Annotated in this window: 18 protein-coding genes and 3 rRNA genes; 14 read left to right on the top strand and 7 right to left on the bottom strand. The window is 55.0% G+C overall.

The features are described 5' to 3' along the window. Positions 1–72: 72 nt before the first annotated feature. Together JQ848_RS15680 and JQ848_RS15675 are read right to left on the bottom strand one after the other, a co-directional pair. Positions 73–1,815: a phosphoethanolamine transferase CptA gene (locus tag JQ848_RS15680; protein ID WP_160628202.1), complete on the bottom strand. Its 1,743-nt coding sequence runs from the start codon at positions 1,813–1,815 to the stop codon at positions 73–75. Positions 1,816–1,987: 172 nt separating this feature from the next. Next, positions 1,988–2,179, bottom strand: a complete 192-nt coding sequence (locus JQ848_RS15675; protein ID WP_127196548.1) for a DUF6026 family protein — start codon at positions 2,177–2,179, stop codon at positions 1,988–1,990. A gap of 290 nt (positions 2,180–2,469) precedes the next feature. On the opposite strand from JQ848_RS15675, the gene gnd reads away from it, so the two are divergent. The 5 genes from gnd to nudC all read left to right on the top strand — a co-directional run bounded on the left by gnd (position 2,470) and on the right by nudC (position 7,551). Next, entirely contained in the window at positions 2,470–3,450 is a 981-nt protein-coding gene (gene gnd / locus JQ848_RS15670; protein WP_003441516.1) for a phosphogluconate dehydrogenase (NAD(+)-dependent, decarboxylating), read from the top strand. Further along, on the top strand, positions 3,447–4,970 hold the full coding sequence (gene zwf / locus JQ848_RS15665; protein ID WP_003441519.1) for a glucose-6-phosphate dehydrogenase: 1,524 nt from the start codon (positions 3,447–3,449) through the stop codon (positions 4,968–4,970). The genes gnd and zwf overlap by 4 nt, the downstream gene beginning before the upstream one ends. After that, positions 4,967–5,779 carry a Cof-type HAD-IIB family hydrolase gene (locus JQ848_RS15660; protein ID WP_029612340.1) on the top strand — a complete coding sequence of 271 codons (813 nt, stop codon included), beginning with the start codon at positions 4,967–4,969 and terminating at the stop codon, positions 5,777–5,779. Before zwf ends, JQ848_RS15660 begins: the two co-directional genes overlap by 4 nt. A 99-nt stretch (positions 5,780–5,878) precedes the next feature. Next, positions 5,879–6,691 (top strand): crotonase/enoyl-CoA hydratase family protein, encoded by an 813-nt coding sequence (locus tag JQ848_RS15655; RefSeq protein ID WP_003441526.1) that lies wholly within the window; start codon positions 5,879–5,881, stop codon positions 6,689–6,691. Positions 6,692–6,720: 29 nt separating this feature from the next. Next, positions 6,721–7,551 carry an NAD(+) diphosphatase gene (gene nudC / locus JQ848_RS15650; protein WP_003441530.1) on the top strand — a complete coding sequence of 277 codons (831 nt, stop codon included), beginning with the start codon at positions 6,721–6,723 and terminating at the stop codon, positions 7,549–7,551. Here nudC and JQ848_RS15645 read toward each other — a convergent pair. Further along, on the bottom strand, positions 7,519–8,298 hold the full coding sequence (locus JQ848_RS15645) for a TSUP family transporter (protein ID WP_003441533.1): 780 nt from the start codon (positions 8,296–8,298) through the stop codon (positions 7,519–7,521). The genes nudC and JQ848_RS15645 overlap by 33 nt on opposite strands. A gap of 242 nt (positions 8,299–8,540) precedes the next feature. Between JQ848_RS15645 and sfnG the strand changes: the two genes are divergently transcribed. Beyond that, the gene (sfnG, locus tag JQ848_RS15640; RefSeq protein WP_165439792.1) at positions 8,541–9,641 is read left to right on the top strand and encodes a dimethylsulfone monooxygenase SfnG; all 1,101 of its coding nucleotides are present in this window, start codon (positions 8,541–8,543) and stop codon (positions 9,639–9,641) included. Positions 9,642–9,685: 44 nt separating this feature from the next. Here the strand turns inward: sfnG and JQ848_RS15635 are convergent, their stop codons facing one another. Further along, positions 9,686–10,765 carry a sigma-54 interaction domain-containing protein gene (locus tag JQ848_RS15635; RefSeq protein WP_202210925.1) on the bottom strand — a complete coding sequence of 360 codons (1,080 nt, stop codon included), beginning with the start codon at positions 10,763–10,765 and terminating at the stop codon, positions 9,686–9,688. Positions 10,766–11,099: 334 nt separating this feature from the next. Here JQ848_RS15635 and JQ848_RS15630 point away from each other — a divergent pair, with 334 nt between their 5' ends. Then, positions 11,100–12,269, top strand: coding sequence for a cysteine desulfurase family protein (locus JQ848_RS15630; protein ID WP_202210924.1), 1,170 nt, complete (start codon positions 11,100–11,102; stop codon positions 12,267–12,269). A gap of 55 nt (positions 12,270–12,324) precedes the next feature. Next, positions 12,325–14,145 (top strand): aminopeptidase P family protein, encoded by a 1,821-nt coding sequence (locus tag JQ848_RS15625; RefSeq protein WP_202210923.1) that lies wholly within the window; start codon positions 12,325–12,327, stop codon positions 14,143–14,145. 56 nt (positions 14,146–14,201) lie between these two features. On the opposite strand, the gene JQ848_RS15620 is transcribed toward JQ848_RS15625, so the two are convergent. After that, entirely contained in the window at positions 14,202–14,483 is a 282-nt protein-coding gene (locus tag JQ848_RS15620; RefSeq protein WP_081481296.1) for a hypothetical protein, read from the bottom strand. Between the two features lie 161 nt (positions 14,484–14,644). After that, positions 14,645–15,532, bottom strand: a complete 888-nt coding sequence (gene rhtA / locus JQ848_RS15615; RefSeq protein WP_202210922.1) for a threonine/homoserine exporter RhtA — start codon at positions 15,530–15,532, stop codon at positions 14,645–14,647. Between the two features lie 600 nt (positions 15,533–16,132). On the opposite strand from rhtA, the gene JQ848_RS15610 reads away from it, so the two are divergent. The 3 genes from JQ848_RS15610 (at position 16,133) to rrf (ending at position 21,159) form a co-directional block, all read left to right on the top strand. Continuing rightward, positions 16,133–17,669, top strand: a 16S ribosomal RNA gene (locus JQ848_RS15610). A gap of 324 nt (positions 17,670–17,993) precedes the next feature. Next, positions 17,994–20,887: ribosomal RNA gene (locus JQ848_RS15605) — 23S ribosomal RNA — on the top strand. Positions 20,888–21,043: 156 nt separating this feature from the next. Next, a 5S ribosomal RNA gene (gene rrf, locus JQ848_RS15600) occupies positions 21,044–21,159 on the top strand. The 16S, 23S and 5S rRNA genes sit together here, the layout of an rRNA operon. A gap of 165 nt (positions 21,160–21,324) precedes the next feature. On the opposite strand, the gene queD is transcribed toward rrf, so the two are convergent. After that, positions 21,325–21,681, bottom strand: coding sequence for a 6-carboxytetrahydropterin synthase QueD (queD, locus tag JQ848_RS15595; protein ID WP_003441563.1), 357 nt, complete (start codon positions 21,679–21,681; stop codon positions 21,325–21,327). Between the two features lie 209 nt (positions 21,682–21,890). On the opposite strand from queD, the gene JQ848_RS15590 reads away from it, so the two are divergent. The 3 genes from JQ848_RS15590 to JQ848_RS15580 are packed head-to-tail and all read left to right on the top strand — an operon-like array spanning position 21,891 to position 24,189. Then, positions 21,891–22,205 (top strand): PepSY domain-containing protein, encoded by a 315-nt coding sequence (locus tag JQ848_RS15590; protein ID WP_003441566.1) that lies wholly within the window; start codon positions 21,891–21,893, stop codon positions 22,203–22,205. Further along, the gene (locus JQ848_RS15585; RefSeq protein ID WP_003441568.1) at positions 22,205–22,873 is read left to right on the top strand and encodes a response regulator transcription factor; all 669 of its coding nucleotides are present in this window, start codon (positions 22,205–22,207) and stop codon (positions 22,871–22,873) included. Before JQ848_RS15590 ends, JQ848_RS15585 begins: the two co-directional genes overlap by 1 nt. Then, complete coding sequence (locus tag JQ848_RS15580) at positions 22,870–24,189, top strand: ATP-binding protein (protein WP_202210921.1); 1,320 nt, start codon at positions 22,870–22,872, stop codon at positions 24,187–24,189. The genes JQ848_RS15585 and JQ848_RS15580 overlap by 4 nt, the downstream gene beginning before the upstream one ends. Positions 24,190–24,211 lie beyond the last annotated feature (22 nt).

Here is a 24,211-nt window from a genome sequence, read left to right as displayed (position 1 = left end):
GGCACGGCGCTGTTTGGCAGGGCGGGGATCAACTGAAACTGAACGGGGAGCCATTGGCTCCCCGTTGCGTTTTTACTGTTTGGCCACATCGCTCGCGGCAGGGGCCTTGGGTTTGATCAGACTGAAGTCGATCAAGGCTTTTTGCGGGCGCGAGTACGGATCTCCGATCAATTGAGGTCGGGCGACAAATTGATCGCTCACCAGGCTCTTCTTGTCGTCCAGTTCGTCAGCGCTCAAACCGGCCAGGTCTGCCCAGGTATGGATGAACTGTGAACTGCTGTAAGGACGGCCAAGGTCGCTGGCGAAGTTCCATGCATGGCTCTCACGCCATTTTGGCGAAGCCCAGGCCATGAACGGAATGGTGTACATCGGCGCTGTGGGTTTGGCTTCGTTGCGGCCCAGCGTGCTGTGGCCAACCGAATCGAACACGTCTTCACCGTGATCGGACAGATACAGCAGGAAGCCGTTGGGGTCGGTCTTGGCAAAATCCTTGATCAGGCTCGACACCACAAAGTCGTTATACAAAACGGCATTGTCGTAGCTGTTGTAAGTCGGCACCTGATCATCGGTCAGGCCGGCAGGGACGCCGGTGCGATCGGTGAACTTGTCGAAGGTCGGCGGATAACGGTACTGATAGCTCATGTGCGTGCCGAGCAGATGAATCACGATCAGCTTGCGTGGTGCACTGTCGGCCAGGATCTTGTTGAAGGGTTCGAGCACGTCACCGTCATACTGGCGCGCGTTCTGGTTCCTGTTGTTATTGAGATAGACCTGCTGGTCTGCCTGCTCGGAGAACGTGGTGAGCATGGTGTTGCGCTTGGTCATGGTCTGCTGGTTGGTCACCCAGAAGGTTTTGTATCCGGCTTGCTTCATCACGCTGACCAGCGATGGGGTGCTGAGGTACAGGTCAGGGTTTTCTTCGTCAGCAAAGGTCAGGACTTGCTGCAGTGCTTCGATGGTGTAAGGACGCGGCGTCACGACGTTGTCGAAAATCGCCAGCTGGTCGCGCAATTTGTCGAGGTTGGGCGTGGTCTCGCGCGGGTAGCCATAGAGGCTCATGCGCTGGCGGTTGGTGGACTCGCCAATGACCAGCACCAGCGTGGTGGGCTTGCCGGCTTCATTGTCCTTGAGGTTGGTCAGGGGCGGAATTTTGCTGGCACTGGCGAGCATGCCCTGCATGTTGTCCAGTTGTTCCAGGTAACGGCGATACGCCACCGCCATCTGCCATGGCACTGCGGGCTCTACCCGGCTTTCAAAGCTTTCCATGGCAGCGGCCAGGGTGTCGTGCTTGATCGTTTGCTTGATGATCGGGTAACCGACAACTGCCAGAAGCAAAGCGATTGCTACTGTCCAGGCTTGTACGCGGGGCATGTATACCGGGCGCAAGCGGGTCCAGAGGAATACGGCGAAGGCGGTATGGGCAAGGAACGCCAGTACCATCCACCAGGCGAAGTACTGGGTCATGTATTCGCCGGCTTCAGAGATGTTCGACTCGAACATGATGAAGATGACGCTTTGCGAGAATTCTTGCTGATAGATGAAGAAGTAGCCGAGGCTGGCCATGGAGCACGCCCACAGCAAGACGCCAATGACGGCTGCCATTACACGGGTGTGCTTGGGAAACATGAGCATCGGCGCGAGCCAGATGGAACTCATTATGAAGGCCTGACGAAAGCCCGAAAACCCGGAGGTACCCGTCAGTTGGATCAGCAGTTGGGTAATGCCGGAGAAGTACCAGAAGAACAGAAATAGCCAGCCGAGTCCGGCCCAGTCGAAACCTTTCGCAGATGTGTTACTGCGTTTGAACATCCCCATACAGCGCTCCAGCTGATAACAACTTGAATCGTAGATGCCGTTTAGCCCGGCACAACAAGTGAGGGCCGCCTCAATATTGAGCAGCCACAAAGTGTTTCAGTATTGCTAACGGGATGTGAAAACTTTGTCACAGATGGCGGCAGGCTTTGGCTCGCCGCTTGTATCGGCGTGATCAGTCGCTGTGGCGGGTGTGCTCGGCGCCGCCATTAAAAAGCTGGCCGGCCTGGGCGATTTGTAATTGCTGGCGCAATTGTGCGAGCTCCTGGCGCAACTGCACGCACTCGTCCTTGAGTTGACGCAGCTCGTCACGGCGAACGGTGACATAGAGGGTCTGGGCAGGTTGTGCGGACAATACGGTGGTCATGGTTCGCTTCGCCTCTGGCAACTTTAAATCGAGTATCCAAATTGCCCGTTGCAGGACTGGATCACTGTCGGGAGCGATTGTGATTTCTTTCTTGAATGATGTGAACTTTTAATTTTTTTGCGGTCTTGGCGTGCTCGTTCGTCTTCTGAGTGTATTGAATCGCGAATCTGGGTGGCTGCTTGTGCGAAACTATGCAGCATGCGCTAGGACTAATCCTCAGCCGGGCACCTTAAGCAATGCTGCACTAAGGTGCTGTACACCTATTTATTTGTCGTTGGGAGCAACAGTACATGCAGTTGGGAATTATTGGATTGGGCCGTATGGGCGGGAATATCGCGCGGCGTCTGATGCTCAATGGGCATACAACCGTGGTTTTTGACCGCAATACCGACTTTGTCAGTGCCCTCGAGCAGGAAGGCGCCACAGGCGTCACCGACTTGCCGGCGCTGGTAGCTGGCCTTGCCAAGCCCCGTGCTGTCTGGGTGATGCTGCCGTCCGGTGCGCCGACCGAAGACACCATCGAGACCCTGAGCCAACTGCTCGACGCCGGTGACATCATCATCGACGGCGGCAACACCTTTTATAAAGATGACATCCGTCGTTCCCGGGCGCTGGCCGAAAAAGGCCTGCAGTACGTTGACGTCGGAACTTCGGGCGGCGTCTGGGGCCTGGAGCGCGGTTACTGCATGATGATTGGCGGCGACACTGAAGTCGTTAAACATCTGGACCCGCTGTTCGCCGCACTTGCACCGGGTATGGGCGATATTGCGCGCACCAAAGACCGTGTTTCTGAAGATGATCGCGCAGAGCGTGGTTATATCCATGCAGGCCCTGCGGGTGCCGGGCACTTCGTCAAGATGGTGCACAACGGTATTGAGTACGGCCTGATGCAGGCATACGCCGAAGGCTTCAACCTGATGAAGATGAAGGGCGGTGAGAATCTGCCGGAAGATCAGCGTTTTGACCTGAACCTGGGTGATATCGCCGAAGTGTGGCGTCGTGGCAGTGTCGTGTCGTCCTGGTTGCTGGATCTGACCGCCGATGCCCTGGCCACCGACGCGCCGCTTGACGGCTACTCGGGCGCCGTGGCGGACAGCGGTGAAGGCCGCTGGACCATCGAAGCGGCCATGGAGCAGTCGACCCCGGTACCGGTATTGTCGAACGCCTTGTTTGCCCGCTATAGCTCACGCCAGCAAAGCCTGTATGGCGACAAATTGTTGTCGGCCATGCGCTTTGGTTTCGGCGGCCATGTGGAGACACCTAAGAAATGACCGATCAGTCCAGCAAATCCAACACCAAACCGGCACCGCCTACCACGCTGTTCCTGTTTGGGGCTCACGGTGATCTGGTCAAGCGCTTGCTGATGCCGGCGCTGTACAACTTGAGTCGCGATGGTTTGCTGGACGATGGTTTGCATATTGTGGGCGTCGACCACAATGCAATCAGTGATGAGGGCTTTGCCAAAAAGCTGGAGGACTTCATTCGCAATGAAGCCGCCAGCAAAGTGGATCATCCTGAGGGCCAGGGCTTGAATGCCCAATTGTGGGCTTCGCTGGCGAAGAACATCAGTTACGTGCAGGGCGATTTTCTGGATGACAGCACCTATGCCGCGCTGGAACAGAAGATCATCGCCAGTGGCACCGGCAACGCGGTGTTCTACCTGGCCACTGCCCCCCGCTTTTTCAGCGAAGTGGTGCAGCGGCTGGGTGCTGGCGGGTTGCTAAAAGAAACCCCGGAAGCTTTTCGCCGGGTAGTTATTGAAAAACCTTTTGGCTCAGACGTTGAAACGGCGCAGGCATTGAATGCCTGTCTGCTGACCGTCATGAGCGAGAAGCAGATCTACCGGATTGACCATTACCTGGGCAAGGAAACAGTCCAGAACATTCTGGTCAGCCGATTCTCCAACGGGCTTTTCGAATCCTTCTGGAACAATCATTACATCGACCATGTACAGATCACCGCGGCAGAAACCGTCGGGGTCGAGACACGTGGCAGTTTTTACGAGCACACCGGCGCACTGCGCGACATGCTGCCCAATCATTTGTTTCAACTGCTGGCGATGGTGGCAATGGAGCCCCCCGCAGCTTTTGGCGCCGATGCGGTGCGGGGTGAAAAGGCCAAGGTGATTGGAGCAATCCGCCCCTGGTCGAAGGAAGAAGCGCTGAAAAACTCGGTGCGCGGGCAATACACCCAGGGTGAGTCCGGTGGCAAACCGGTCGTGGGGTATCGCGAAGAGAACAACGTGGCCCCTGACAGCAACACTGAAACCTTTGTCGCGCTCAAGGTCATGATCGATAACTGGCGCTGGGTCGGCGTGCCATTTTATCTGCGTACCGGCAAGCGCATGAGTGCCCGTGATACTGAAATCGCAATTTGCTTCAAACCCGCGCCTTATGCGCAGTTCCGTGACACCGAAGTAGACCGGCTGCAGCCAAACTATTTGCGGATCCAGATTCAGCCCAACGAAGGCATGTGGTTTGACCTTCAGGCGAAGCGACCGGGGCCGGGGCTGAAAATGGCTAATATCGCCCTTGGATTTGCGTACAAAGACTTCTTCGAAATGCAGCCTTCCACCGGCTACGAGACATTGATCTACGACTGCCTGACGGGCGATCAGACCTTGTTTCAGCGCGCTGACAATATTGAAAACGGCTGGCGCGGTGTGCAGCCATTTCTCGATGCATGGCGTGAACACACGGACGTGCAGTCCTATCCGGCTGGACAGGATGGTCCCGAAGCAGCAAAACAACTGCTGGCACGCGATGGTCGCGCTTGGCTGAACATAGGATGAGTGACGTGAAGCAAGAGTCCATTGAGCTGGTGCTGAGTGACATGGATGGCACCCTGCTGTCGCCTGACCACAGCCTCAGTCCTCGCAACCTGGCTGCAGTGAAAAAGCTGCAGGCGGCGGGTGTTCATTTCACGCTGGCCTCCGGCAGACCGCCCAGAGCCATGCGCGAGATCAGCCAGCAACTGGGCATTGAATTGCCGGTCGCCGGGTTTAATGGCGGGCTGCTGGTCAACGCCCAGGGCGAATACCTGCAGTCCCATCATGTGCACTATGAAGGGGTGCTAAAGACCCTGGCCCTGTTGGCGGAACACCCGGTTGAGGTCTGGCTGTTTGTCGATGAAGACTGGCTGGTACGTGATCCGTCCGGCGAAATGGTCGCTCACGAGCAGCACGGCCTCGGGTATGCGCCGAAGGTGGTTCAAAGCTATGAGCCTTATCTGCACAAGGTGCACAAGATCGTAGCCACCTGCAGCGATGCGCCGTTATTGCTGGACCTTGAACAGCGCTTGCAACCGGTGTTGAGCGGGCTCGCGGTCGCCAGTCGCTCACAGGCCCGTTATCTGGATATCACCGCACTCAAAGCCAACAAAGGCGATGCGCTGGTGGCTCTGGCCGAGTTTCTGGATGTGCCGCTGGTGCGCACGGCGGCCATCGGCGATGGCGGCAATGATCCGGCGATGTTTCATCGGGCAGGGATTTCGATTGCCATGGGCCAGGCCCCGGAAGAAATACGCAAGCAGGCGATGTACGTGACGGGCAGCAACCTTGAAGACGGTGTCGCCCAGGCGATCGAGCGTTTTATTCTGTAGCCCGGTTTTTGGCGTAATAACGGCCTGCCTGAGGCCCGCAGTGCTTGTTATAGTCCGCGACTTATTGACCGGCACTGCGCCCCACAAAGGATTGAGCTTATGTCCGACTACCAGGCTTTCAAGGTTGAGTTACAGGGCAGCATCGCCCACGTGCAGATCAATCGACCTGAGAAGGTCAATGCGATGAATGCGGCGTTCTGGAGCGAAATCGTCGAAATCTTTCAATGGATCGATGAAACCGATGCCGTCCGCGTAGTGGTACTCAGTGGGGCGGGCAAGCACTTTTCGGCCGGTATTGATCTGATGTTGCTGGCCTCTGTGGCCAATGAACTGGGCAAGGATGTAGGGCGTAACGCGCGTTTACTGCGGCGTAAAATTCTGCAGATGCAGGCCTCGTTCAATGCAGTCGATGGGTGCCGCAAGCCAGTTCTGGCAGCCATTCAGGGTTATTGCCTGGGGGGTGCCATTGACCTGATCGCCGCCTGCGACATGCGCTATGCAGCAGCAGATGCGCAGTTCTCGATCAAGGAAATCGACATGGGCATGGCTGCCGATGTCGGCACACTGCAACGTCTGCCCCGCATCATCGGCGATGGCATGCTGCGTGAAATGGCCTACACCGGGCGCATGGTGCTCGCTGACGAGGCGCGTACGATCGGCCTGGTCAATCGGGTCTACAGTGATCATCAGGCGTTGCTCGAAGGCGTTATGGCGATCGCGCAAGAGATCTCCGGCAAGTCGCCGATTGCCATTGGCGGGACCAAGCAGATGATCGGTTATATGCGTGATCACCGTGTAGATGACGGTCTGGAGTATGTCGCGACATGGAACGCGGCCATGCTCCAGTCAAGCGACTTGCGGTTGGCGATGACCGCACATATGACCAAGCAAAAGCCTGAATTTCTCGACTGACACTTTTTAACCTGACCAAGGATCGTTTCATGACACCGCGTTGGACCACGGCAGTACTGGATGCAGACCTACCTGGCGGCCTGGCTGTGGTGCGCGGCCCCGACGGATTTCTGCTTGACGATAATGGCCCGCTGTTCCCCCGTGAATGGCTCAAGCGTCAGGACCTGCCGCTGCTGGCCGAGCATGGTATCGGGCATCTGGACGGCGAGCCGGTATATCTGCTGGAGCTGGAGCGTCCGGCGCAGGTTGAAGGCTGCCGCTGGCAGGGCTTGCGGGCTTTTATGCTGGAGGGCGATCACACCCTTTACAAGGTCCTGGGCTACGCCGCGCAAATAGGCACCTGGGCCACAGAGCATCGTTTCTGTGGCAGTTGCGGGCGGGCCATGACGCAGGTACCCGGGGAACGTGCGATGTACTGCGCGCCCTGTAACCTGCGCAGTTATCCGCGTATTTCGCCGAGCATGATTGTATTGATTACCCGGGGCGATGAGGTGCTGCTGGCGCGTTCGCCGCGCTTTGTGCCGGGGGTATATAGCACGCTGGCGGGATTCGCCGAGCCGGGGGAGTCGGCGGAAGATTGCCTGATTCGCGAGGTGCGTGAAGAAGTGCAGCTGGAGGTTACGAATATCCAGTACATGGGCAGTCAGTGCTGGCCATTTCCGCATTCGATGATGCTGGGTTTTCATGCGGAATATGCAGGGGGCGATATCGTACCCCAAGCGGACGAGATAGAAGATGCACAGTGGTTCAATGTGCATCATTTACCGCCGCTGCCAGCATCGCGCTCGATTGCGCGCTATCTCATCGACCTGTATGTGGCGCGGCGCTTAGGCCTGGCCGAACCAGTGTTGCCAGGCTAGGCGTACAGTCAGTCCCAGGACCACGGTGATAAACACCGGGCGAATGAATTTGGCCCCGCCGCTGATCGCGCTGCGGGCGCCAAAGAAAGCACCGACCATTACGGCAAAGCCCATGGTCAGGCCGATCACCCAGTCCACATGCCCCGAAAAAACAAATACCGACAGCGCCGCAATGTTGCTGACGAAGTTCATGCTGCGGGCCACGCCGCTGGCCTTCACCAGGTCGATGGGATACATCAGCATGCTGCTGACGGTCCAGAAGGCGCCTGTTCCGGGGCCGGCTACGCCGTCATAGAAGCCCAGACCCAGGCCTTGTGGCAGCTGCCATTTCTTTTTGATCGGTGCATCGTTGTCGATCGGGGTTTTGGGTGTGCCACCGAACAACAGATACAGGCCACAGCCAAAAACAATCACCGGCAGCATCTTGTTCAGCCACTCGGCGGGCATGTAATGGGCCACGATGGCACCGATCAGTGCGCCTGCCAAAGTCCCGAAAATAGCCAGCTTCCACTCTCTGGGATGGAATAGTTTGCGTCGATAGAACGTAAAGCTGGCAGTGGCCGAGCCGAACGTCGAACTGAGTTTGTTAGTGCCCAGCACCAGGTGCGGGGGCAAGCCGGCAGTGAGCAAGGCCGGGGTGGTGAGCAGGCCACCGCCACCGGCAATGGCATCGATAAAGCCGGCCACAAAGGCCACTGCGGCCAGAATGGCGAGGGTGGTCAAATCTACGCTGAGTTCAAAAGGCATGGGATCGACTTAATTCGGCGGGGCGTACGGCGCACAAGCGCGGGAAGGGCGTCATCTTACCGATAACGGTCGACAGCGGCGATAGACCTTTTGCGCTCGAAAAGTGTTGTCGGGCCAACAGTCATTCAACAAATAAGCGCCAGACAGACAGCTCGCGCCGGTTTCCTGTGGCGGTAAGAGCGGTTTAGACCTGTTGGCATAGATGCTGCTCTGTGGTTAGGACATTTCCTAACGCCGAGATCATGCCAATGAGTCAGCAAGCCATAAAATTTGCCTACTGGGTGCCTAACGTCAGCGGTGGTCTGGTGGTCAGCAAGATTGAGCAACGTACCGATTGGGGGATCGATTACAACCGCAAGCTGGCGCGCCTGGCGGAGGCGGCAGGTTTTGAATATGCCCTGACCCAGATCCGTTTCACTGCGGGTTACGGCGCAGAATTCCAGCACGAGTCGGTAGCGTTCAGCCACGCGCTATTGGCTGCTACCACCCACTTGAAAGTCATCGCTGCGATCCTGCCGGGGCCCTGGAAGCCTGCGCTGGCAGCCAAGCAACTGGCCACCATTGATCAGCTGACGGAGGGCCGGATTGCGGTCAATATTGTCAGTGGCTGGTTCAAGGGTGAATTCAATGCCATCGGTGAGCACTGGCTGGAGCATGACGAGCGCTACCGCCGCTCGGAGGAGTTCATTCGTGTCCTCAAGGGGATCTGGACCCAGGATAACTTCACCTTCAAAGGGGATTTCTACCGGGTCAACAATTACACCCTCAAGCCCAAGCCGCTGGGTTTGCCGCATCCGGAAATATTTCAGGGTGGCAGTTCGCGTGCTGCGCGGGATATGGCAGCCAGCGTATCGGACTGGTACTTCACCAATGGCAACACCCCGGAAGGGATCAAGGCACAGATCGACGACATTCGTGTCAAGGCGGCTGCCAACCAGCGCTCGGTGAAGGTCGGGGTGAATGCTTTTGTCATTGCCCGTGACACGGAGCAAGAGGCGCGGGCGGTGTTGCAGGAAATCATCGAAAATGCCGACGTTGAGGCGGTCCATGCCTTTGGTGACGCAGCGAAACAGGCGGGCAAGTCTTCAGTTGAGGGGGAAGGTAACTGGGCCAAGTCAACCTTTGAGGATCTGGTGCAGTACAACGATGGTTTTAAAACCAATTTGATTGGCACACCGCTGCAGATCGCACAGCGGATCGTGGCGCTCAAGGCCTTGGGCGTGGATCTGGTGCTGGCGGGGTTTCTGCATTTTCAGGAAGAGGTGGAGTATTTCGGACGTCGGGTGCTGCCTCTGGTAAGAGAGCTGGAAGCGCGCCGGCTCGAGGAATTAACCCCGGCTTGAGGGAAAGCCCGGCAGCAATGCCGGGTTGCTGCCGAGGTGTCCACTCACAACGCCGTTTGTGCATCAAGCCTTCGTGTGTTTACGGCCAGAGCCCCGAGTTTGATCAGACGAGTACGGGTGACATTGCGGCTCAAGCCCAGCAGTTTGGCAGTATGTACCTGGTTGTGATGGCAGAACTCGTAAGCCGCGCGCAACAGGCTGTCCTCTACGGTTTCGTGCAGGGCGCCAGGTTCTTCTTCGAACAGCTTTTGAAATGCACGCTGTAACAAGTGGTCAGTGGTGGTGGATGGTTGTGGCGCAGCAGGCTCCAGGCGTTTGCTGCGTGACTGCGACAGGCGCAAGTCCCGGGCGGTGATGGTCTGATTGCTGCACAGGAGCAAGCTGTGGTGCACGACGTTTTCAAGCTCGCGAATATTGCCCTGCCAGGGGTGATCCATAAGCACCTGTTCAGCGCATGTACTTAATGCTGTAGGGCCGTGTTGCAGTCGTTGCCGATAGGTTTGAAGGAAATGCCTTGCCAGCGGCAGGATGTCGCCCTGGCGCTCGCGCAAGGGCTGCAGAACAAGGCTGACCACGTTCAGCCGGTAATACAGATCTTCGCGAAAGTGACCGGCATCGATAGCCTGCTCCAGATTCACATTGGTTGCCGCCAGCACGCGAACATTGATCGGCGTGCTTTTGCGCGACCCAAGCCGCACCACCTCTTGCTCTTGCAGCACACGTAACAGTTTCACTTGAATGGGCAATGGTAAATCGCCGATTTCGTCCAGAAACAACGTGCCGCCGTTAGCCTCTTCAAACCAGCCGGCCTTAGCCCCGAGTGCACCGGTGAATGCCCCTTTCTCATGGCCGAACAGCTCGGCTTCGACCAGAGATTCGGAGAAGGCTCCGCAGTTTACCGCCACAAACGGTTGTTGATGGCGGTGGCTGAGCTGGTGAATATGGCGGGCGACAATCTCTTTGCCGGTGCCGGTTTCTCCGATGATCAACACACTGGCATCACTGGGGGCTATTTGTTGTAGATGCGCGAGCAACGCCTTGGAGGCAGGGTCTGCAAAAACCTGGGCTGTGGCCCGTATGGAGGTCGCGAGTGCCGGAGTGGCAGGCAGTGTTAAAAGCTGCATGTACAGCTCCTTTTATCGGGGGAGGGCTATACCCACAAAAGGAAAGCCGAAGGCTGCTTTATAAAGAGCTTTTGTTATTCCGTAAACTAACGTAATTCCATATTTATATATCCTTATGGCATATCAGACTTGCGCAGACAGGTACTTTTAGCGCTTTATAGGGCTATGGTTTTTTGATCTCGTGAATTTTGGAAGGCTCCTACGACATTTGTTGAAGCGGCTTCTTTTGTCACCCAGGTTAATCGGGTATTTCTAATGGCCACGTTTTCAAGGTGGCTTCACTCTTCTGATATCAAGCACTGCCTGATTCCGGAACGCTCAGTAGGTTTGCACAATGAACAAAAGACCTCTTTATTTCGATTACGCTGCCACCACACCCGTGGACGCTCGTGTCATTCAGGTGATGGTCGATTGTCTTGGCTTTGAAGGAAACTTTGGCAACCCGGCCTCGGGCTCACATGTTTTCGGTCAGCAGGCCCGAGGCTCGGTGGAGCTGGCTCGCGAACAGGTTGCACAGCTGATCAATGCCAGGGCCGAGCACATTATCTGGACCTCGGGTGCTACCGAGTCCAATAACCTTGCGTTGAAGGGTGTGGCACTGGCCAGCGGCAAGGCGCGCGGGCACATCATCACCAGTCAGATTGAACACAAGGCGGTGCTGGACACGGCCAGGTTCCTCGAGGAGTCAGGATTTGATGTGACGTATCTGGCGCCCGACAGCCATGGGCTTGTGAGCGCGCAGCAAGTCAGCGATGCGTTGCGAGAGGACACTCTGCTGGTGTCGCTGATGCTGGTGAACAATGAGCTCGGGACAGTGAATGACATCCCGGGTATTGGTTTACGGGTTCGCGAACACGGTGCGTTGTTTCATGTTGATGCCGCCCAGGGCGCTGGCAAGGTAGCCATCGACCTGGAGGCGTGGGCCGTGGATCTGATGTCGTTTTCGGGGCACAAGGTTTACGGGCCCAAGGGGATTGGCGCCCTGTATGTGGGGCCACGGGCACAGGATCGTTTGCAGGCCCAGATCCATGGTGGCGGTCATGAGTCGGGGCTGCGCTCCGGAACCCTGGCCACTCACCAGATAGCCGGCATGGGGGCTGCTTTTGCCCTGGTCAGCGAATCATTTGCCCAGGAGCTGGCGCATATCGGCGCTCTGCGTCAGCGGTTGCTGGAGCAGTTGGCCGATGTGCCGGGGGTGCAATGCAATGGCTGTCCAACGCAACGAATTCCCCATACCTTGAGCCTGACCTTCAGCGAAGGGCATTTCAACAGTTCGGCATTGAGCGCTGTGCTGGCGTATTCGGCTACTTCGGCATGTAACTCGGCCAGTAAAACCCCGTCCCATGTGTTGCTCGCGCTGGGCCATGATGCTGAAAAAGCCGGTCGAACCATTCGATTGAGTCTCGGGCGCTTTACCCGCGAGCAGGATATTGATGTTGCAGTAAATGCGATTAAAGCAGCCGTTACCGCGCCTGCACCTTTCTGGGCGGTTGCCCAGTCTTAGCCGCTGATTCATTATCCGGAGGGAATAATATTAGTAGTGACTAGCAGGAGGCGGAATGAGTACTCAGTCGTTGAATCCGGGATTGGTAGTGCAGCGTTTGGCGCGCGCCAGAGCCTTGATGAGCCAGAACGGAATACAGGCACTGTTGGTACCCTCGGCCGACCCCCATCTTTCAGAATACTTGCCCGCCTATTGGCAGGGCCGGCAATGGTTGTCGGGTTTTCACGGTTCAGTCGGCACTTTGATTGTGACCCCGACCTTTGCCGGTCTTTGGGCTGACAGCCGTTACTGGGAGCAGGCGGCCAAAGAGCTTGCCGGTAGTACCATCGAACTGGTCAAGCTGATGCCAGGTCAACCGGGGCCACTGGAGTGGCTGGCCGAGCAGGCACCTGAAGGTGCTGTGGTAGCGGTTGATGGGGCGGTGCTGGCACTGGCCTCTGCACGAACACTGGAAAGCAAACTCAAAGAGCGCGGTGCCGTTTTACGCACAGATATCGATCTGCTGGGGCTGGTCTGGGAGGATCGTCCTGCGCTGCCGGTCCAGGCGGTGTATGAGCATCTACCGCCACAAGCAACAGTCAGTCGCGTGGACAAACTGGCACAGTTGCGTAACTCACTGGTGCAGCGCAAGGCCGATGCGCATTTCATAGCAACCCTCGATGACATTGCATGGTTGTTTAACCTGCGTGGCTCGGATGTTTCTTTCAACCCGGTATTTGTTTCGTTTGCATTGATCGACTCGGCGCAAGCCACCTTGTTTGTGGACCTGAACAAGGTCAGTCCCGCCCTGCAAGAGACACTTGGGCGTGATGGTATTGAGCTGCGCGAGTACGTTGAAATCAATGACGCGCTGGCAGCATTGTCAGCATCGACCCGGCTACTGGTGGATCCGGCGCGGGTGACCTGCGGCTTGCTCAGCCATCTGCACCCTGACGTGACGCTGGTGGAAGGGCTGAACCCGACTACCCTGGCCAAGTCGCAGAAGAGTCTGGACGACGCGTTTCATATCCGTCAGGCCATGGAGCAGGATGGTGCTGCTCTTTGTGAGTTTTTTGCCTGGCTGGAAACTGCTCTGGGGCGTGAGCGCATCACCGAATTGACCATTGATGAGCAGTTGACCGCTGCCCGTGCGCGTCGCCCGGGGTACGTGTCGCTGAGCTTCAACACTATCGCTGCCTTTAATGCCAATGGCGCAATGCCGCACTATCACGCGACTGAGCAAGAACATGCCGTGATTGAAGGGGATGGCCTGCTGTTAATAGATTCTGGCGGTCAATACCTGGGCGGAACCACTGACATTACCCGGATGGTACCGATTGGCACCTTGAGCGCGGAGCAAAAGCGCGATTGCACCCGTGTCCTTAAAGGCGTGATTGCCTTGTCCAGGGCCCAGTTTCCAAAAGGTATCTTGTCGCCCTTGCTGGACTCGATTGCCAGAGCTCCGATTTGGGCTGAAAGCGTGGATTACGGACACGGAACCGGGCATGGCGTGGGCTACTTCCTGAATGTGCATGAGGGTCCTCAGGTCATTGCCTATCAGGCCGCGCCGGCACCCCATACAGCAATGCAGCCGGGAATGATTACCTCCATTGAACCCGGGACATATCGTCCGGGGCGCTGGGGTGTGCGCATTGAAAACCTGGTATTGAATCGCGAGGCGGGCGCCTCGGAGTTCGGTTCGTTTCTCAAGTTTGAAACATTGACCCTGTGTCCGATCGATAGCCGTTGCCTGGAACCCGGCCTGCTCACCCGTGAAGAGCTGGAGTGGTTCGATGCTTATCATGCACAGGTGCGTGAACGCTTGAGCCCGCTGCTTGAAGGGGCTGCGCTGGAGTGGCTGCTGGCGCGAACGGTGCCTCTTTCGAAAGTTGCCTGAGGCAGTTCTGAAGCGCGGCCAGCTTGCTCAGCTGCGCTTCAGAATGTTCAAGGCTGTCACTTGCAGAGCACAATCATGCTTCGGCTGGTGTATCCGGCAGGATTCAAGCCGAAAGGATAATCCCCTGGCTCCTGTGCGGTATCTCCAGATTTGGCAATCACTCTGTAGCCCTTGTCCCCGCAAGATTTGACGGCTTGGGCGTAGCACTTGTCCCACGAAGAGGATAAGCCGGAGCAGTTGATATGCAGGCCTCGTTTGCCATGTTTTACAGCTGGCTGGGAGGTTGCGGCGCAGCCGGCAACAGCAAGCACGGCTAAAACGGCCAAAATTCGTTTCATTCCTGTCCTTAAGCGTTTGCGTCGGGTTCACGGAGTGCGGGTGTGGATCAATCCTCTATCGTTGGCGTTTGAGGAAGTCCTTATCCGCGCCAAGCAACATTCATAACGAACAAACATCCCTTAAATGAGAGTCAATTACCAGACTTCTGTCAAATAGACGACTAATTGTCAGTCAATACCGGTTTCGAGTGGTTGCGCATCGTCAAGGTGGCTCCGATCGAAGCCATGATAATGCAAGAGATTGCCATCCATTGGCTAAAGGACAGGACCTCATTCAGAAACAACAGGCCTGACAGTGCACCGAAGGCGGGTTCAATACTCATAAGAGTGCCAAATGTACGCGTGGGCATGCGTGTCAAAGCAATCATCTCAAGAGTGTAGGGGAGGGCGGTGGACAATATTGCGACGCCAATGGCGATGGGGATCAAGCTTGGGGTCAGCAAGGCGGCACCGGCATGGACAATCCCGATGGGGGCAATGAACAGCGCCGCGATCATTACGCCTAAAGCTGCTGTTTGCACACCGTTGTCAGCGCCGGCCTTTTGCCCGTATAGAATGTACAGCGCCCAGCAGACTCCGGCGCCCAGTGCATAGCCGGTGCCGACGGGGTCGAGGCCCTGAGTGCTTTCGCCGGTGGGGATAAGCAGTAGAAGTCCGATGATCGCCAGACCAATCCAGGCAAAGTCGATGGGCCTGCGCGAGGAATAAATAGCGACAGCCAGTGGTCCTGTGAACTCGAGCGCCACCGCAATCCCCAGTGGAACCGTACGCAGTGACATATAGAAGAGGAAGTTCATGCCCCCCAGCGCTATCCCGTAAACGATCACGGTTTTTAAGGATCTGGCGGTGAGCTTGGCTCTCCAGGGGCGCAGGATCAACAGCATGATAATGCTGGCGAACAGCAATCGCAGGGTTGTAGTGCCTTGGGCGCCTATTATGGGGAACATGCTTTTAGCCAGCGAAGCACCCGATTGTATCGAGGCCATGGCAATAAGCAGCAAGCCGACGGGGAATAGTGTCGATGCAAGGCTTTGGGTGAGCTTGGTCATTACGTGGTGGGCCCGGGCTATAGGTGTCAGAAGCAGCGCATCATGCTCAAATAAGGCTCGATGTGCAATATAGTGCGCAAATGAGGGCTTTTCATTGTCTATTAAGGTGCTTTGTTAAATAGTCGCAACGAATGCTTGACTCAGAATTCCAACGGCCTATAATTCGCCCACTTCCGGCGCAGTCGAAACGGAAAACTCCTTGAGTTTCAATGAGTTGGATGGTTCTTCGGCAGTGTCAGCTTCAAGTCATCGAAGCAGGAAATGAGGTGTTGACAGCAGCGTGTAACGCTGTAGAATTCGCCTCCCGCTAACGAGAGATCGAAAGCGCAAGTGGTTGATGTTACAAAGGAAACTTTGAAAACATCTGAAAATAACCACTTGACAGCAACAGAGGCTGCTGTAGAATGCGCGCCTCGGTTGAGCGAAAGCTTAACCAACCGCTCTTTAACAACTGAATCAAGCAATTCGTGTGGGTGCTTGTGGAGTCAGACTGATAGTCAACAAGATTATCAGCATCACAAGTTACTCCGCGAGAAATCAAAGATGTAACCAACGATTGCTGAGCCAAGTTTAGGGTTTCTTAAAAACCCAAAGATGTTTGAACTGAAGAGTTTGATCATGGCTCAGATTGAACGCTGGCGGCAGGCCTAACACATGCAAGTCGAGCGGTAGAGAGGTGCTTGCACCTCTTGAGAGCGGCGGACGGGTGAGTAATACCTAGGAATCTGCCTGGTAGTGGGGGATAACGTTCGGAAACGGACGCTAATACCGCATACGTCCTACGGGAGAAAGCAGGGGACCTTCGGGCCTTGCGCTATCAGATGAGCCTAGGTCGGATTAGCTAGTTGGTGAGGTAATGGCTCACCAAGGCTACGATCCGTAACTGGTCTGAGAGGATGATCAGTCACACTGGAACTGAGACACGGTCCAGACTCCTACGGGAGGCAGCAGTGGGGAATATTGGACAATGGGCGAAAGCCTGATCCAGCCATGCCGCGTGTGTGAAGAAGGTCTTCGGATTGTAAAGCACTTTAAGTTGGGAGGAAGGGCATTAACCTAATACGTTAGTGTTTTGACGTTACCGACAGAATAAGCACCGGCTAACTCTGTGCCAGCAGCCGCGGTAATACAGAGGGTGCAAGCGTTAATCGGAATTACTGGGCGTAAAGCGCGCGTAGGTGGTTTGTTAAGTTGAATGTGAAATCCCCGGGCTCAACCTGGGAACTGCATCCAAAACTGGCAAGCTAGAGTATGGTAGAGGGTAGTGGAATTTCCTGTGTAGCGGTGAAATGCGTAGATATAGGAAGGAACACCAGTGGCGAAGGCGACTACCTGGACTGATACTGACACTGAGGTGCGAAAGCGTGGGGAGCAAACAGGATTAGATACCCTGGTAGTCCACGCCGTAAACGATGTCAACTAGCCGTTGGGAGTCTTGAACTCTTAGTGGCGCAGCTAACGCATTAAGTTGACCGCCTGGGGAGTACGGCCGCAAGGTTAAAACTCAAATGAATTGACGGGGGCCCGCACAAGCGGTGGAGCATGTGGTTTAATTCGAAGCAACGCGAAGAACCTTACCAGGCCTTGACATCCAATGAACTTTCTAGAGATAGATTGGTGCCTTCGGGAACATTGAGACAGGTGCTGCATGGCTGTCGTCAGCTCGTGTCGTGAGATGTTGGGTTAAGTCCCGTAACGAGCGCAACCCTTGTCCTTAGTTACCAGCACGTAATGGTGGGCACTCTAAGGAGACTGCCGGTGACAAACCGGAGGAAGGTGGGGATGACGTCAAGTCATCATGGCCCTTACGGCCTGGGCTACACACGTGCTACAATGGTCGGTACAAAGGGTTGCCAAGCCGCGAGGTGGAGCTAATCCCATAAAACCGATCGTAGTCCGGATCGCAGTCTGCAACTCGACTGCGTGAAGTCGGAATCGCTAGTAATCGTGAATCAGAATGTCACGGTGAATACGTTCCCGGGCCTTGTACACACCGCCCGTCACACCATGGGAGTGGGTTGCACCAGAAGTAGCTAGTCTAACCCTCGGGAGGACGGTTACCACGGTGTGATTCATGACTGGGGTGAAGTCGTAACAAGGTAGCCGTAGGGGAACCTGCGGCTGGATCACCTCCTTAATCGACGACATCAGCTGCTCCATAAGTTCCCACACGAATTGCTTGATTCATTGAAGAAGACGGTAGAAGCAACGTTAAATCGTGGCTTCTCTATCGTAAAGCTTAGAAATGAACATTCCATCAGATGGTGGTGAATGTTGATTTCTGATCTTTTGATTAGATCGTTCTTTAAAAATTTGGGTATGTAATAGAAAGTTAGACTGGATAACACTTTCACTGGTGTTTATTCAGGCTAAGGTAAAATTTGTGAACGTTCTTAATTGAACATGCGAATTTTCGGCGAATGTCGTCTTCATAGTATAACCAGATTGCTTGGGGTTATATGGTCAAGTGAAGAAGCGCATACGGTGGATGCCTTGGCAGTCAGAGGCGATGAAAGACGTGGTAGCCTGCGAAAAGCTTCGGGGAGTCGGCAAACAGACTTTGATCCGGAGATGTCTGAATGGGGGAACCCACCTAACATAAGTTAGGTATCTTAAGCTGAATACATAGGCTTAAGAAGCGAACCAGGGGAACTGAAACATCTAAGTACCCTGAGGAAAAGAAATCAACCGAGATTCCCTTAGTAGTGGCGAGCGAACGGGGACCAGCCCTTAAGCTGTATTGATGTTAGCGGAACGCTCTGGAAAGTGCGGCCATAGTGGGTGATAGCCCTGTACGCGAAAACATCTTTGCAGTGAAATCGAGTAGGACGGAGCACGAGAAACTTTGTCTGAATATGGGGGGACCATCCTCCAAGGCTAAATACTACTGACTGACCGATAGTGAACTAGTACCGTGAGGGAAAGGCGAAAAGAACCCCGGAGAGGGGAGTGAAATAGATCCTGAAACCGTATGCGTACAAGCAGTGGGAGCCCACTTTGTTGGGTGACTGCGTACCTTTTGTATAATGGGTCAGCGACTTATTTTCAGTGGCAAGCTTAACCGAATAGGGGAGGCGTAGCGAAAGCGAGTCTTAATAGGGCGTCTAGTCGCTGGGAATAGACCCGAAACCGGGCGATCTATCCATGGGCAGGTTGAAGGTTGGGTAACACTAACTGGAGGACCGAACCGACTACCGTTGAAAAGTTAGCGGATGACCTGTGGATCGGAGTGAAAGGCTAATCAAGCTCGGAGATAGCTGGTTCTCCTCGAAAGCTATTTAGGTAGCGCCTCATGTATCACTGTAGGGGGTAGAGCACTGTTTCGGCTAGGGGGTCATCCCGACTTACCAAACCGATGCAAACTCCGAATACCTACAAGTGCCGAGCATGGGAGACACACGGCGGGTGCTAACGTCCGTCGTGAAAAGGGAAACAACCCAGACCGTCAGCTAAGGTCCCAAAGTTATGGTTAAGTGGGAAACGATGTGGGAAGGCTTAGACAGCTAGGAGGTTGGCTTAGAAGCAGCCACCCTTTAAAGAAAGCGTAATAGCTCACTAGTCGAGTCGGCCTGCGCGGAAGATTTAACGGGGCTCAAACCATACACCGAAGCTACGGGTATCATCTTAGGATGATGCGGTAGAGGAGCGTTCTGTAAGCCTGTGAAGGTGAGTTGAGAAGCTTGCTGGAGGTATCAGAAGTGCGAATGCTGACATGAGTAACGATAATGGGTGTGAAAAACACCCACGCCGAAAGACCAAGGTTTCCTGCGCAACGTTAATCGACGCAGGGTTAGTCGGTCCCTAAGGCGAGGCTGAAAAGCGTAGTCGATGGAAAACAGGTTAATATTCCTGTACTTCTGGTTATTGCGATGGAGGGACGGAGAAGGCTAGGCCAGCTTGGCGTTGGTTGTCCAAGTTTAAGGTGGTAGGCTGGAATCTTAGGTAAATCCGGGATTCTAAGGCCGAGAGCTGATGACGAGTTAACTTTTAGTTAACGAAGTGGTTGATGCCATGCTTCCAAGAAAAGCTTCTAAGCTTCAGGTAACCAGGAACCGTACCCCAAACCGACACAGGTGGTTGGGTAGAGAATACCAAGGCGCTTGAGAGAACTCGGGTGAAGGAACTAGGCAAAATGGCACCGTAACTTCGGGAGAAGGTGCGCCGGTGAGGGTGAAGCATTTACTGCGTAAGCCCACGCCGGTCGAAGATACCAGGCCGCTGCGACTGTTTATTAAAAACACAGCACTCTGCAAACACGAAAGTGGACGTATAGGGTGTGACGCCTGCCCGGTGCCGGAAGGTTAATTGATGGGGTTAGCTAACGCGAAGCTCTTGATCGAAGCCCCGGTAAACGGCGGCCGTAACTATAACGGTCCTAAGGTAGCGAAATTCCTTGTCGGGTAAGTTCCGACCTGCACGAATGGCGTAACGATGGCGGCGCTGTCTCCACCCGAGACTCAGTGAAATTGAAATCGCTGTGAAGATGCAGTGTATCCGCGGCTAGACGGAAAGACCCCGTGAACCTTTACTATAGCTTTGCACTGGACTTTGAATTTGCTTGTGTAGGATAGGTGGGAGGCTTTGAAGTGTGGACGCCAGTCTGCATGGAGCCAACCTTGAAATACCACCCTGGCAACTTTGAGGTTCTAACTCAGGTCCGTTATCCGGATCGAGGACAGTGTATGGTGGGTAGTTTGACTGGGGCGGTCTCCTCCTAAAGAGTAACGGAGGAGTACGAAGGTGCGCTCAGACCGGTCGGAAATCGGTCGTAGAGTATAAAGGCAAAAGCGCGCTTGACTGCGAGACAGACACGTCGAGCAGGTACGAAAGTAGGTCTTAGTGATCCGGTGGTTCTGTATGGAAGGGCCATCGCTCAACGGATAAAAGGTACTCCGGGGATAACAGGCTGATACCGCCCAAGAGTTCATATCGACGGCGGTGTTTGGCACCTCGATGTCGGCTCATCACATCCTGGGGCTGAAGCCGGTCCCAAGGGTATGGCTGTTCGCCATTTAAAGTGGTACGCGAGCTGGGTTTAGAACGTCGTGAGACAGTTCGGTCCCTATCTGCCGTGGACGTTTGAGATTTGAGAGGGGCTGCTCCTAGTACGAGAGGACCGGAGTGGACGAACCTCTGGTGTTCCGGTTGTCACGCCAGTGGCATTGCCGGGTAGCTATGTTCGGGAAAGATAACCGCTGAAAGCATCTAAGCGGGAAACTTGCCTCAAGATGAGATCTCACTGGAACCTTGAGTTCCCTAAAGGGCCGTCGAAGACTACGACGTTGATAGGTTGGGTGTGTAAGCGCTGTGAGGCGTTGAGCTAACCAATACTAATTGCCCGTGAGGCTTGACCATATAACACCCAAGCAATTTGCGTTCTTGGTGACAAGAACAGACAAGTTGCGGTGTGTGAAGACGATACAAACCGAAAGTTTGCACAACACACAAATCTATTACATACCCATTCGCTGGAACGTTAACCGTAAGGTAAACGCGCTGGCTACCGAATTTCTTGACGACCATAGAGCATTGGAACCACCTGATCCCATCCCGAACTCAGAAGTGAAACGATGCATCGCCGATGGTAGTGTGGGGTTTCCCCATGTGAGAGTAGGTCATCGTCAAGATTAAATTCCAAACCCCCTGTCTGCTCACGCAGACAGGGGGTTTGTTTTTGTGCCGAGAAAAGCCTGTTTCGACAGTGCTACAGGAATTTTTCCCGGGTCAGTGCAGTCCGCCAAATTTCAAATATAAAAAACCACCAATAAAGGTGGTTTTTTTATGCGAACTTTTTAGTCACCGTAATAAATACAGCCACTGGTGCAGGTTTCATGGATTCGAATCGCTGACAGTTCAGGAAGCAAAGGTTTCAGCTGTTGCCAGATCCATTTGGCTAATACTTCACTGGTCGGGTTTTCCAGCCCGGGAATATCATTCAAATAGTTATGATCAAGTTGCTCATAAAGCGGCTTGAAAATAGCCTTGATTTCCGAGAAATCGCGAATCCAGCCTGTTGCGGGGTCAATGTCACCGCTCAAGTGAATTGCAACCTTGAACGAGTGGCCATGTAAACGACCGCATTTATGCCCTTGCGGAACGAAAGGCAGGCGGTGCGCAGATTCGAAGGTAAACTCTTTGAAAATTTCCACAGTGTTTATAGCTCTTGAAAAGGTGGCTATCGCCTGGGCGATGAATGCAGGTCGCCAGTTTAACAGTTAACTCGACATGAGCGAGTATAGCGCTCTGCCACCTATCCAGCGGAGTGAGCAATTCAGCTTCAGTTAAGCCTGCAACGCTATGGTTTACGCATTTGTAGCGGGAAAACACACATACACCGGAGAGGCCGTTGAGGCTAGCGATGAGAGTACATGTGCGAGTGGGCACGGTTGTAGCGTTGATGCTTGGTGCGTTTTGTTCTTTGACCCTGGCGCGGGACTTGGGGCAGGACGAAGCATTACGTTTACGTGAGCAAGGTGAAATACTGCCTCTGGAGCAGCTCCTGCAAAGCGCTCTCCAGCGCCATCCAGGGGCAAAGCTGCTGGAGGTAGAGCTGGAAGAGGATGACGGCATTTATATTTATGAGGTCGAATTGTTAACGCCAAGTGGCGTCGTGCGAGAGATCAAGCTCAATGCCAGTAATGGCCAATTGCTCAAAGATAAGGTCGATGATTAATGCGTTTGTTGCTGGTTGAAGATCACGTTCCTTTGGCCGATGAACTGATGGCCTCCTTGACTCGCCAGGGTTATGCGGTCGATTGGCTGGCCGACGGTCGTGATGCCTTGCATCAGGGGCAGAGCGAGCCATATGACCTGATCATTCTCGATCTGGGTCTACCTGGGCTACCAGGTCTGGATGTGCTTAAACAATGGCGTGCCACAGGGCTGACAACACCGGTACTGATTTTGACCGCCCGCAGTTCCTGGTCGGAGCGCATTGATGGCCTGAAGGCCGGTGCCGATGATTATGTAACCAAGCCTTTTCATCCAGAAGAGCTGCAACTGCGGGTGCAGGCGTTATTACGGCGATCCCATGGCCAGTCGAATCAACCGCTATTGAAATCCGCGGGGCTGCAACTCGATGAGTCGCGCCAATGTGTCATCAATGAGGGGGCTGAAATACAGCTCACCGCCGCCGAGTTTCGTCTTTTGCGATACTTCATGCTGCATCCTCAACAGATTCTGTCCAAAAGCCACCTGGCTGAGCACCTCTATGATGGCGAGACCGAGCGCGACTCCAATGTGCTGGAGGTTCATGTGAACCATCTGCGCCGAAAACTGGGCCGTACAGTGATCGAAACTCGTCGCGGGCAGGGCTACATCTTTGGTACCGGCATCCAGTGAAGTCCATTCAGCGGCGTTTGAGCCTGGGTCTGATCAGTGTCCTGTTGATTGCCGGTCTGGTGGTCGGTCAGGTCAGTCTCTGGCTATTTGAAAATGGTCTTCAGCGCTATCTGGAGTCGGGGCTACAGAACGAGAGCGAGAACCTGTTGCTTGCCTTGAGCCGGGGCCCCCAGGGTTTGCAGCTGGATGAGCGCAGATTATCCCCGGCTTACCATCGACCTTTCTCCGGGCATTACTTCAGCATCCAGTTTGGTGACATCCATTGGCGCTCGCGCTCACTCTGGGATGCTCAATTGCCGCGACCCAGTCATCCGGGCCTAGACAGCAAGTTGCAAGAGGGGCCCGAAGGGCAGATGTTGCTGGTCTTGCGCAGTGACTATCAGCGTTTTGGCCACGCGGTTTCCATCAGTGTGGCCCAGGACTACACACCCATACGCGAAAGCTTCATGCAGGTTCAGCGCATAGGGTTGGCCATTGGCGTGTTCGCCCTGATCGTTATTTTGCTGTTGCAACGGCTCACGGTTAATCGGGCTTTGCGTCCCCTTGAAACGGCCCGCAAGCAGATCGCACAGTTACAGGCCGGACAACGTTCGAAACTCGACGCCCAGGTGCCCCTTGAGCTTGAGCCTTTAGTCACTCAGATAAACCACCTGTTGGCCCACACTGAAGACAATCTGAAGCGTTCACGTAATGCCTTGGGCAACCTGGGACACGCGTTAAAAACTCCGTTGGCAGTATTAATCAGCCTGGCCAAGGACAGCCGGCTGGATGCTTATCCCCAGATACAGAAAACCCTGCACGATCAGTTAGAACAGATCCAGCAACGTATGAGTCGGGAGCTTAATCGTGCCCGTCTGGCAGGCGATGCCTTGCCGGGCGCTCAATTCGATGTCGACGCCGAAATGCCGGGGTTGATGGCGACCCTTGGCATGATTCACGGCGGGCATTTGGAGTTAAGGCTAAACACCAGTCCAGGACTGCACATGCCTTGGGACCGTGAAGACATGCTCGAATTGCTCGGCAATCTATTGGACAACGCCTGCAAATGGGCGGATTCGCAAGTAGAACTGAACATCCGCCAGACCGCGGGCGGGTATGAGATTGAAGTCCAGGACGATGGGCCGGGCATACCCGAGACAGAGCGCGACCAGGTCATCAGCCGTGGAACACGGCTGGACGAGCAAACCAGTGGCCATGGATTGGGCCTGGGCATTGTGCGAGATATCGTGGATGTCTGGGGTGGGGAAATGCAGCTTGAAACGGGGGCGCTGGGCGGCTTGTCGGTGATGATCAGGCTACCCGCCCGCAGGAGCTGAAAATGACGGCGGCCCCGGGGCC

Origin of the sequence: Pseudomonas paraversuta, assembly GCF_904067025.1 — a bacterium.
In the GTDB taxonomy this organism is placed as follows: domain Bacteria; phylum Pseudomonadota; class Gammaproteobacteria; order Pseudomonadales; family Pseudomonadaceae; genus Aquipseudomonas; species Aquipseudomonas paraversuta.
This window is presented reverse-complemented; position numbering and strand designations above follow the sequence as displayed.